The sequence below is a fragment of the Microbispora sp. NPDC004025 genome (genome assembly GCF_053604425.1).
This window is the reverse complement of the sequence record NZ_JBSGHN010000033.1, coordinates 1-11,059: the sequence shown is the minus strand read 5'-3', so window position 1 is coordinate 11,059 and position 11,059 is coordinate 1. Positions and strand designations below refer to the sequence as shown.

The following is an 11,059-nucleotide window of genomic DNA, read 5'->3' as shown; positions in this document are numbered from 1 at the left end:
TGGCAGTTCTTCATGGGCTACCGCTTCGCCATCTTCAACTACGCCACCCAGTCCCTGGGCGGCGCGGTCACCGTCAACCGATTCGACCTGACCACCCCCTGACACCGCTCCCGCCGCCCCTCGGGCACGCACACCGCACCCGAGGGGCGGCGTGGCGGCCACCTGGCCGCCGCCACCTGCCGCAGGCCGCGGCGCGCGTCGCCGCGGGCGATCCAGCGGGGGTGACGGCGGGTTCGTGCGAGGCGGTTCTGAGAACGTTCCATACGCCCCAAGGAGCCATGTAGAGGTCCGTTGTGTTGGCGTACCAAAATGCAGGTATGTCGTTGACGGAGCAGGCGATCGAACGCATCAGGCAGCTCATCAAGGACGGGACGCTGCCCCCGGGCGCCCGGCTGCCTCCCGAGCAGGAGCTCGCCGCCGAGCTGGGCCTGTCCCGCAACCTGCTCAGAGAGGCGGTCCGATCCCTCGTCACCACCCGTGTGCTGGAGGTGCGCAGAGGTGACGGCACCTATGTCACGAGCCTTTCGCCGGAGCTGCTGCTCGAAGGCGTCGGTTTGGCCGTGGAGATGATGCGGGGCGACGATCTGCTCGAGATCACCGAGGTGCGGCGGCTGTTCGAGCCGGTGGCCACCGCGCTGGCCGCCGCCCGGATCACCGCCGGCCAGCTCGCCGAGGTCGAGCGGCATCTCAACGCGATGATCGGGGCGCAGGACGACATCGAGGCGCTCAACCACCACGACGACGCCTTCCACCGCGCCGTGTTCGAGGCGACGGGCAACAAGTCGCTGTCGGCGTTGCTCGGCGGCATCGCCAGTCAGACGCTTAGGGCGCGTGTGTGGCGCGGGCTGGTGGAGGAGAACGCGGCCGGCCGCACGATCGCCGAGCACGCCGCCATCTACCGCGCGCTCGCGGCCGGCGACGCCCCCCTGGCCCAGGCCGCGGCGCTCATGCACGTCAGCACCACGGAGACCTGGCTGCGGGACAACCTCGGCCGGTCTCGGCCCGGCGCCGACCCGCGACCGGCACCGTAACCGGCACCGCGACCGGCGCCGTGACCGGGGCGCGGATCGCGCCCGACCTGCCCGCATCATGTCACCCCACCCCGGCCCCGTACGGCTCGAGATCAGCCGGTCAGGGGCTGGGGCGGCCAGGAACTCGGGCGGCGCGGCGGCGCCGGCCGCCCGCATCGGCTACGGGCTCGTGCAGGTGATGCCGGTGGGGGCGGTGGAGCCGTTGCCGTTGGCGGTGAAGCCGAACGTCGTCGAGCCGTTGCCGGCGAGGGTGCCGTTGTAGGGGGCGTTCTTGACGGTGATGGCGCCGCTGGTGCCGGTGTTGACGCCGTTCCACAGGCTCGTGATGCTCTGCCCGCCGGCCAGCGTCATTTTGACGGTCCAGCCGTTGAGCGGGGTCGGCCCGTTGTTGCCGACGGTGACCTCGCCCTGGAAGCCGCTGCCCCAGTCGTTGATCCGTTTGTAGGTCGCCGTGCAGGTGCCCGGCTGCCCGCCGGGCGTCGGCGACGGGCTGGGGGAGAGCGGCGGGCTGGGGGACGGCGTGGGGGACGGGGACGGGCTGGGGCTCGGTGAAGGGCTGGGGGACGACGTCGTGCCGCTGACCCGGTACACGACGGTGCCGTGAGCCGGCACGCTGGCCGAGATGGCGCCGGTGGTGCCGCTGACGGTGTTGGTCCAGGCGTCGCGCAGGGTGAACGAGCCGCCGGACAGTCCGATGGCGGAGGCGGTGGTGCTGATCGTGGTGGTGCTGCCGCCCTGGTTGAACAGGGCGACCGCGACGTCGCCGTTGCCGAGCCTCTTGGCCAGCACGCGCCGGGTGCCGTCGTTGCTGATCTGGCGTGCCTGCACCGCGAGCGGGTCCTGGTTGATGGCGATCAGGTTGGCGTTCTTCAGGATCGTCTGCGTCGCGGCGTCCATGTTGCGCACGTCGTTGCCGAGGATCAGGGGTGAGGCCATCATCGCCCACAGGGCGAAGTGGCTGCGCATCTCGGTGTCGGTCATGCCGCCCCGGCCGACCTCCATCATGTCCGGGTCGTTGAACGCTCCCGGTCTCGCGTAGGAGGCGAGCGGGACGGTGACGTTGACGATGTTCTGGATGCCCATCGGGTAGCCGTTGGTCTGACCGGTGTCCCACTTGTTGGTGATGTCCTCGGTCGTCCGCCACATGTTGGCGATGTCGCCCCAGTCGCGCTGCGGGCCGGTCTTGGCGTGGATGCTGTTGGAATTGATGCTGTAGACGATCGGCCGTCCGGTCGCCGCCAGCGCGTCACGCATCTTGGCGAAGGTGCGGACCTGGTCGTCGATGGTGCCACTGGGGGAGCACCAGTCGTATTTGAGGTAGTCCACGCCCCAGGCGGCGAACTGTCTGGCGTCCTGGGCTTCGTGTCCCTGGGCGCCGGTCGCGCCGGGGTAGCTGCCGAAGTACTGCGCGCAGGTCTTGTCCAGCGGCGCCTGGTAGATGCCGAACTTCAGCCCTTTGGCGTGCAGGTAGTCGCCGAGGGCCTTCATCCCGCTCGGGAACCGCGAGGCGTTGGCCTGCAGGTTCCCGGCGGAGTCACGGGTCGAGTTCATCCAGCAGTCGTCGACCACGACGTACTGGTAGCCCAGATCGCGCAGGCCGGAGTTGACGATCGCGTCGGCCATCTGCTTGATCAGCGTCTCGGATATGTTGCAGCCGAAGGTGTTCCAGCTGTTCCAGCCCATGGGGGGTGTGCGGGCCACCCCGTTGTCCAGGGCGGCGGCCTGGCCCTGCAGGGCGATCGAGCCGGTCGCGAGAACGCCGGCGGCGAGTAGAGCTCCCACCTTGCGCACGGACCCTCCTTCAGGTGAGTCACGGATGGACGGGTCGCCGGTCCGGTGTCGTGGCCGGCCAGGATCGCTCCGGCCACGACACCGGACAGGCATGGAGAATCAGGGGCCACCGCGGGTGACGGGCGGGGTGACCGCGCTGCCGTCGGCGGTGGAGCCCGAGATGGTGGACGAGCCGGTGATGGGGCTTACCGGTAGGTGATGCCGGAGGTGGTGTAGACGCAGTTGACGCCGTCGGCACCACTGCCGGTCTTGGTCGGCTCGCCGCTGGTCACGCCCCGGTACTTCTCACAGATGACGACCTTCCTGCTCGGGTCGTTGACGATCGTGACCTGGGAGAAGCGCGCGGTGTCGCCGTAGTTGGTGTTGATGCCGGCCAGGACTTTTCCGGGTGTGGTCGCGGTGACGTTCTGGAGGACGACGTTGCGTTTGTACTGGGTGGAGCAGTTGCCGCAGGAGCGGTAGAGCTTGCCGAAGTTCTGCACCTGGAAGTTCTTGATGACCATGGTGCCGGGGCCGTTGTGCTGGAAGACCTTGTCGCTGGCCGATCGGGCGCCGCCGCCGTCGATGGTCATCGTCTGTGAGGAGGAGGTGCCTTTGAAGGTGGCGGCGTCCTCGCCGACGTCTTCCCACCAGACGTTCTGCAGGGTGCAGGTGCCGGTGCAGTGGACGCCGTCGGCGGCGGGCGAGCCGATGATGACGTTCTTCAGGACCGCGCCGTTGGCCAGCTTGAAAACGGGGGGCTGGCCCTCGTTCTGGCTGCCGGAGCCGAGGGCGCCGGTGCCGTAGTAGCGCTTCATGCCGCCGTCGAGGGTGCCGGAGACGTTGATCGTCGCGCCGACGGCCTGCTGGCCGCTCGGGGAGGGCCAGGCGGCCAGGCGCAGGGCGAACGGGGCCGTGTGCGGGACTGTGTGCGGGGTGGTTGCCGCGGACGCGCCGCCGGCCGGTCCGGCCGCGAGCATCGTCCCGGCCGCCGAGGCGGCCACGAACGCGGCACGGAATCGCGCGAATGTGCTCATACACACTCCAAGGGGGAGCGGAGGGCCTTACTTGGCCGTCTCCGGGTGGTCACGTGCCGGTCAGACCACGGTGCAGGGGACGCCGTTGAGGGTGAAGGCGGTCGGTTCGGCCGTGTTGCCGCTGTGGGTGGCCTGGAAGCCGATGTCGACGGTGGCCCCGGGAGCCAGAGTGCCGTTGTAGTCGACGTTGCGGGCGCTCACCTGGCCGCTGGAGGGCGAGTAGGTGGCGTTCCAGCCGGAGGTGATCGACTGGCCCGAGGGCAGGGTGAAGGCCAGCGTCCAGCCGTTGATCGCCGAGGTCCCGGTGTTGGTGATGCTGATGCCGGCGGTGAAGCCGTTGCCCCAGGTGTTCATCGTGTAGCTGACCCGGGGCCCGGTCCCGGTGCCGCCGCTGGGCGATGTGACGGGTGACGGACTGGGCGACACGATGGGCGACACGATGGGCGACGGGCTGGGGGACTGGCCGCCGCTCAGGCTGGTCACGAAGGTCGTCATGCTGCGGGCGGGCAGCGTGACGGTGAGGGACCCGTTCGACATGGTGGTCGCCGCCTGGGGCGCGACGTTCCTGCTCCCGTCGGTCACCCAGGACGAGACGCCGGCCGAGCCGGCGTTCGCCACGGTGAACTGCTGGCTCACCGCGGAGGTCCCCTTGTTGATGGCGACGATGACGACGGTGTTGCCGCTCCGGTACGCCGAGACGTAGACGTTCGTCGCCGGGTTCGCCGTCGCGTCGATCCGCACATATCCGGGGCGGACGAACCTGGCGAACTGCGCCATGATGGCGCCGCGCTTGCTGAGCTGGCCGTCCTCCCGCATCGGGCCGTAGCTGCGCCGGATGTACCACCAGACGTACGCCTGGAACTCGGCGTCCACCATGGCGCGGTGCATGTGCTCGCCCACGTCGAGCGCCTGGGGCCAGGTGTCGGCCGAGTCGGTGCTGTTGGGGTAGTAGACCTCGGTCATCCACAGTTCCTTGCCCGCGCCCTTCTGCTTGAAGAGGGGGTAGGGGAAGTTCGAGTACGACGTGCCGTAGAGGTGGGCGCCGATGATGTCCACGTTGGCGAGCGCCGTGGAGTCGTTGAGGATCGGGTCCGACACGCTCTTCACGTACTGGAAGGACTCGGGCGCGATGACCCTGGTGTTGATCGAGCCGGCGTTCTCCCGCAGGAACCGGACCATCTCGGTGGACGTCCACCATGTCCAGTCGTGCGCGTAGTCGGGCTCGTTCTGCACGGAGATGGCGTACAGGTTCACCCCGTTGTTCTTCATGTACGTGCTGAAGGCGTTCAGGTGCTGGGCGTAGGCGGCGTACTGGTCGTACCTGAGCCGTTTCGCGTTGGTCTGGCCGTTGCGGTTGAAGGTCTCGATCATGCTGGCCGGGGGGTTCCACGGCGACGCGAAGACGGTCACTCCGAGCTCGGCCGCGCGCTTCGCCGTCGCCAGGTCACGGCCGAAGTCCGCCTGGCTCTCCCCGACGGGGATCCGCAGGATGGAGAACCCCAGCCTTCCCTCGCCGGTGCCGAACGCCGTCTCCCGCTGGGCGGCTGTCAGGTCGCCGGCCCAGGCCGCGTGGGTCATGCCGCCGAAGCCCTTGATCGTCTGCCGCTGCGCCGACGGATTGATGGTCGCGGTGGCCGCCGCGGCCTCCGTGGCCCCCAGGATCGACGTCGCGGCCGTGAGAACCGGCAGAGCACCCATCGTCGCCAGGACGGATCTCCGGCTCAGCACTCTTCGCTCGCTGCTGACGGGCTCATTCCGGCCTTGCGTCATGACTCCTCCTGTTGCGCTTCATGCCGAGCACGGGGTCTCGACATCACCTGCGCGGCACGTTATAGGAAAATTTCGTACGTTAACCTCCTCAAGTTTCGGAAACAGTCTCCCGGATCCCGGTCTCGGCACCGGTGCGGAAACACTCTCCGAGCCGAGGGGGAGGCGATGGAAAGCACATCCGACCAGCTGAAGAGGGACAGGCGGCACCCACTTCGCGCTGGGGGCAGGGTGCGCGAAAGGAAACGAAATCCCGCCGGCGCCGATGCCGCGAGCATGGGTTGTGCTGAAATTTTCAGGCGGCGTACGGCATGGCCGGGCCGGTGTTCGTGTATGCGAACAGTGTGGTACTGCCCGACAAACGCCTAGAAATTGGTTCATATCCCTTTTCGGTGGTTACTTTCTGTGGCATCGCGCGGCCGCCCACTGCTCGCCGGCGCGGCAGCCGGGATCGCGTTCGCGGTCGATTTCGCCCCGGGTCACGTAGACTCCCCGCATGATCGGGGGAGGCCGGTTGCAGGGGCGCCGAGGACTGCGGCGCGGTGACCTCACGGTCGCCGCGATCGCCCAGCTCGCCGGGGTCTCACCGCCGACGGTGTCGAAGGTGCTCCACGGCCGGGCAGGGGTGGGGGAGGGCACCCGCAAGCGGGTGGAGGAGCTCCTGCGCGAGCACGGGTACCGCAGGCCGGTCCCCGCCGGGTCGGCACACGGCCTCGAAGTGGTGTTCGGCAACATGCTGGGCTCCATCGCGATAGAGATCATGCGGGGCGTCGAGCAGATCGCGGCCACCCGTCAGCTGGGCGTCGGCTTCACCGACGTGCGCTCGCGCGTGTCGGCGGGCCTGCCGTGGGTGGAGCCGCTGCTGCAGCGGCAGCCGGTGGGAGTCATCGCCGTCGTCTCCGAGGTCACCACCGAGCACCGCGAGCTGTTCGAGGCGAACGGCGTGCCCCTCGTGGCGCTCGACCCGACGGGGGACGTGCACCCCACGCCGTCGGTGGGATCGACCAGCTGGAGCGGTGCTCTGGCGGCCACGCGGCACCTGCTGGAGCTGGGGCACCGGCGCATCGGCCTGATCACCGGGCCGGCCGGATTCCTGGCCACACGGGCGCGGCTGGACGGGTTCCGGGCCGCTCTGGACACCGCCGGCGTCCCGTTCGACGAACGTCTCATGCGCAGTGGGCCCTTCCTGTTCGAGCAGGGCCGGGATCTCGGGTCGCAGCTGCTGGCCCTGCCCGAGCCGCCGACCGCCGTCGTGTGCGGCAACGACCTGCAGGCGTTCGGCGTCTACGAGGCCGCTCGGCTCCTGGGTCTTCGCATTCCCGACGACCTCAGCGTGGTCGGGTTCGACGACATCGAGCACTGCGAGTGGGTCGCACCGGCGCTGACCACCGTGCGCCAGCCGTTCTTCGAGATAGGCGCGACCGCCGCGCGCATCGCGCTGGCGCTCGCCGACGGGGACAGGCCCTCCCGGCCGCTCGTCGAACTCGGCGCCGCCCTCGTGGTGCGCGACAGCACGGCCCCGCCGAGATCGGCCTGAGCGCGGCCGTCTCCGGCGTACCGCACCGCGGCCCCGGCCGTTGTCCCCGTCGATAAGCGCGGGCACGATGAGGGGAGGCGCCTCTCCGCCACCGGAGGCCGGTCGCGGAGAGGCGCGGCGGTGAGCCTTCGGCGGGCTCCCCGGCGTCACACGTTCGTGATGGTCCACTGGTTGTTGGTGCTGTTGTTCGGCGTCCACATGCCCACGGTGGAGCCGGCGGAGCTGTTGCCCATGCCGTCGAGCGCGGTGCCGGTGCCGCGATTGACGATCTGGTAGCGGCCGTTGCCCACGCTGTTGAGGCGCCACTGTTGGTTGTTGCCGCCGTTCCAGGCCGACTGCCTGGCGTTGGCGCCGTTGGCGGTGTTGCCCCAGCTGTCGATGACCATGCCGTTTGTGCGGTTGACGATGCGGTACCAGCCGCCGCCCAGGTCGACGAGCTGCCACTGCAGGTTGGTGCTGCCGTCCCAGTTCCACTGCTTGAGGTTCGACCCCGACGCCACGTTGCCGCCGCTGTCCAGCACCAGGCCGGTGGCGGCGTTGGCGATCCGCACGTAGCCCGTCGGCGTGGAGCCGCCACCGGACCCGGTCAGGCGGTAGGTGCGCCCTGCCTGGCCGGGCAGCGCGACGACGTCGGCCTCGGGCTTGGTGACGGTGACGGCGCCGCCGGTCTCGGCGTCGACGACCTGGTAGGTCCCGGTGAAGATCCGGTTGCGCACGTTGACCGTGCCGTCCCGGTCGAACCTGACGAGGATCTCGGTGGACCCGCCGGAGCTCCACGTCGCGTCCACGGTGTAGCCGCCGCGGCCCCGCAGGCCCTGCACCTTCCCGCTCGGCCAGGCCGAGGGCACCGCGGGCAGCACGTGCAGTTCGCCGTTGTGGCTCTGCAGCAGCATCTCGGCGATGCCGGACGTGGCGCCGAAGTTGCCGTCGATCTGGAACGGCGGGTGCAGGTCGAACATGTTCGGCGCGAGCCGGTCGGTCCTCACCAGCAGGCCGATGAGGCTGCGCGCCTTGTCGCCTTCCTCCATCCGCGCCCAGTAGTTGATCTTCCAGGCGAGGGACCAGCCCGTGCCGTCGTCGCCGCGCAGTTCGAGGGTCCGCCGCGCGGCGGTGTACAGGGAGGGCGTGCCGCGCTTGGTGATCTGGTTGCTGGGGTGCAGGCCGTACAGGTGGGAGATGTGCCGGTGGTTCGGCTCGGTCTCGACCCAGTCGTAGAGCCACTCCTGGATGTTGCCGCGCGAGCCGACCTTCATGGGCGGGAGCCGGTCCCGGGCGGTCAGGACCTGCGTCCGGAAGTCGGCGTCGACGTTGAGCACCTGACTGGCCTTGGCGCAGCCGTTGAACAGGTCACGCAGGATCTGGTTGTCCATCGTCGGGCCGGCGCACACGCTGACACCCGAGTGGTGGGGCAGTTCGGGGGAGTTCGACGGGTTCGTGACCAGATATCCCAGGCTCGGCTCCCGTACGAGGGTCTCCAGGAAGAACTGGGCGGCGCCCTTCATGGCCGGGTAGTACTGCCGCAGGAACTCGACGTCGCCGGTGAACTGATAGTGGTCCCAGATCATGGTGGACAGCCAGGCGCCGCCGGTCTGCCACATGCCCCACAGCGCGCCGTCGACGACGGAGGAGCCTCGCCACCCGTCGGTGTTGTGGTGGGTCACCCAGCCGCCGGCGTTGTACTGCGCCCGGGCCGTCCGGGCCCCGGTGACCGTGAGGTCGTTGATCATCCGGAACACCGGCTCGTAGCACTCCGCCAGGTTGGTGGTGTCGGCGGGCCAGTAGTTCATCGGCAGGTTGGCGTTGAGGGTGTACTTCGAGTCCCACGACGGGGTGAGCGAGTCGTTCCAGATGCCCTGCAGGTTGGCCGGCTGGGTGCCGGGACGCGAAGAGGAGATCAGCAGATAGCGGCCGAACTGGAACAGCAGCGCGGAGAACTGCGGGTCGTTGGTGCCGGAGTGCTGCGCGATCCGGACGTCGGTCGGCTGGTCGGCCGCCGAGGTGCGGCCGAGGTCGAGCGTCGTGCGCCCGAACAGCCGCTGGTAGTCGGCGACGTGCCGGGCACGCAGGTCGTCGTAGCTCCTGTCGTCGGCGGCGTCGAGGTGCCGCCGCGCGATGCCCTGGTAGTCGCCGCTGACGTCCTTGTAGTTCACGTAGCTGGAGCCGATGGAGATCAGCAGCGTCACGCTGTCGGCGCCCCTCACCTGCAGGGTGCCGCCGGAGCTGCTGACGCTGCCGCCCTGCGCGACGGCCCGCGCCAGCGCCAGGAACCTCACCTTGCCGGCCAGGCCCCTCTGGTCGCCGGACACGCCGTCGAGCGCCACCGTCGTGCCGTCCGGGCTGGAGCGCGTGGTCCGCTGGGGGCTGTCGAACGTCGCGGAGAACGTGATCGAACCGGCTCTGTCGGCGGTCAGCCGCACGGCGATGACCTGGTCGGGTGCGCTCGCGAGCACCTCGCGCCTGTACCGCACGCCGTTCTGCAGGTACGACACCGTCGTGGTGGCCGTGGTGAGGTCCAGGAACCGGTTGTACTCCGAGACCCCGCTGTTGCTGCCGATGGCGAGCCGCAGATTGCCGACGGTCTGGTACGCCAGCTGGGCCGAGGGATTGCCCAGCATGTTCTGGTCGATCAGGCTCTGGGCCTGGCTCCACTGGTTCTGGAAGACCAGCTGCCGGATCTGTCCCAGGGCCCCCGCGCCCCTCGTGTTGCTCTGGTCGTACGGCCCGCCGGCCCAAATGGTGTCCTCGTTGAGCTGCAGCCGCTCGGTGTCGACGTTGCCGAACACCATGGCGCCGAGGCGCCCGTTGCCGATCGGCAGCGCACGCAGCCATTCCGTGCCGGCGCTCTCGTCGTACCACAGCGCCAGATCGTTCGCGGCGCGTACTTCCGGGGGCGGCGCCGCCGCGGCCCGCGCGGTCGCCGTCCACTGCAGCGGCAGCAGCGCGGCTCCGGTTCCCACCGCGCCGAGCTTCAGCATTTGCCTTCGCGATAACTCAGACAATTCGGTCCTCCAAGTCCGAGAAAGGCGCGGCCGTTTTCGAATCGTTTCGACCGCATCCTCGGGTGTCGACGAGACACAGCGGGTGTTCGGTGCGGCTGGATCAAAAGGCTCCGCGCAAGGCTACGAACATGTGATCAATCCAGTCAATGGGTGCGCCGGACTTGCCGAAATTCGTGCATTCCGGTTGTCGGATCCGATGAGAGATGGGATCTCTGTCCGTTCGTTCATCCCGTCGTCATCGTCGGATGCTGGCTGGTCCGAGCCCTGGGAAGCGGAGCCGGCCGCGTTCCCGGTCAGCCGTCGTGGGACGCGGCTGTCGCGGGGAGCCGTAGGGCCGTCATGAATGTTTCACTGCGACGGCGGGCCGTGTCCGCCCTCGTCCGGGTGAGGTACGGGGTCAGTCATCGGGGGTCTCGTAGGTGTGCGGGCCGGTGAGGCTTTCCTCGACGCCGAGGACGTGCGGGGCGGCGTGGAGCCGGGCGCGGTCGGGATCGCGTGCCCGCGGGGCGCGGTGGACGGCGCGGTGTTCGCGGAGGGTCCGGTGGACGGCCTGCGGATCGCTCATGCCGCGCCGGATCCTGGCCCGCACGGTGCGGCCGGACATGTTGTGGATGACCGCGGCCAGGACGGCGTTGCCGCAGTGGGAGGTGATGAGGGCGTGGAAGTCCTGGTCGAGGGCGATGAGACTTCTCGTGGTCGATGGCGTCTGCCGCGGCGATCGTCTCGGCGTGGTCGAGCAGGTCGCCCAGGTGGGCCCCCACGTCAGCCTCCCCAGTGGTGGCCATCAGGGTAGCGGTGGGTCCGGACCGGCTCGTGGATCCGGGGGTAACGGCGACGCGGGTCTGTCACCCCAGGTGACATCCCACGACCTGGCGTTCGGCACCTCCCGGTGGAGCTCGAAGCTCATCCACGGCGGGC

At 69.4% G+C, this 11,059-nt stretch carries 8 protein-coding genes; 3 read left to right on the top strand and 5 right to left on the bottom strand.

Going from position 1 to position 11,059, the window contains the following annotated elements:
* Window positions 1-317: 317 nt before the first annotated feature.
* Complete coding sequence (locus tag ACWEQG_RS38815; protein ID WP_452292624.1) at window positions 318-1,031, top strand: FadR/GntR family transcriptional regulator; 714 nt, start codon at window positions 318-320, stop codon at window positions 1,029-1,031.
* 159 nt (window positions 1,032-1,190) lie between these two features.
* Here ACWEQG_RS38815 and ACWEQG_RS38810 read toward each other — a convergent pair whose 3' ends face one another.
* From ACWEQG_RS38810 to ACWEQG_RS38800, 3 genes are all read right to left on the bottom strand, one after another.
* On the bottom strand, window positions 1,191-2,822 hold the full coding sequence (locus ACWEQG_RS38810; RefSeq protein ID WP_452292622.1) for a cellulose binding domain-containing protein: 1,632 nt from the start codon (window positions 2,820-2,822) through the stop codon (window positions 1,191-1,193).
* 185 nt (window positions 2,823-3,007) lie between these two features.
* Window positions 3,008-3,838 (bottom strand): pectate lyase, encoded by an 831-nt coding sequence (locus ACWEQG_RS38805; protein WP_452292620.1) that lies wholly within the window; start codon window positions 3,836-3,838, stop codon window positions 3,008-3,010.
* Between the two features lie 60 nt (window positions 3,839-3,898).
* Window positions 3,899-5,536 carry a cellulose binding domain-containing protein gene (locus ACWEQG_RS38800; protein ID WP_452292618.1) on the bottom strand — a complete coding sequence of 546 codons (1,638 nt, stop codon included), beginning with the start codon at window positions 5,534-5,536 and terminating at the stop codon, window positions 3,899-3,901.
* 565 nt (window positions 5,537-6,101) lie between these two features.
* On the opposite strand from ACWEQG_RS38800, the gene ACWEQG_RS38795 reads away from it, so the two are divergent.
* Window positions 6,102-7,142: a LacI family DNA-binding transcriptional regulator gene (locus ACWEQG_RS38795; protein ID WP_452292616.1), complete on the top strand. Its 1,041-nt coding sequence runs from the start codon at window positions 6,102-6,104 to the stop codon at window positions 7,140-7,142.
* A 146-nt stretch (window positions 7,143-7,288) separates the two neighbouring features.
* Here ACWEQG_RS38795 and ACWEQG_RS38790 read toward each other — a convergent pair whose 3' ends face one another.
* Together ACWEQG_RS38790 and ACWEQG_RS38785 are read right to left on the bottom strand one after the other, a co-directional pair.
* Entirely contained in the window at window positions 7,289-10,117 is a 2,829-nt protein-coding gene (locus ACWEQG_RS38790; protein WP_452292614.1) for a glycosyl hydrolase family 95 catalytic domain-containing protein, read from the bottom strand.
* Window positions 10,118-10,538: 421 nt separating this feature from the next.
* Entirely contained in the window at window positions 10,539-10,793 is a 255-nt protein-coding gene (locus ACWEQG_RS38785) for an FCD domain-containing protein (RefSeq protein ID WP_452292626.1), read from the bottom strand.
* Between ACWEQG_RS38785 and ACWEQG_RS38780 the strand changes: the two genes are divergently transcribed.
* On the top strand, window positions 10,705-11,059 hold a 355-nt coding region (locus ACWEQG_RS38780), incomplete at its 3' end, for a hypothetical protein (RefSeq protein ID WP_452292612.1). The two genes, ACWEQG_RS38785 and ACWEQG_RS38780, sit on opposite strands and share 89 nt — an antisense overlap.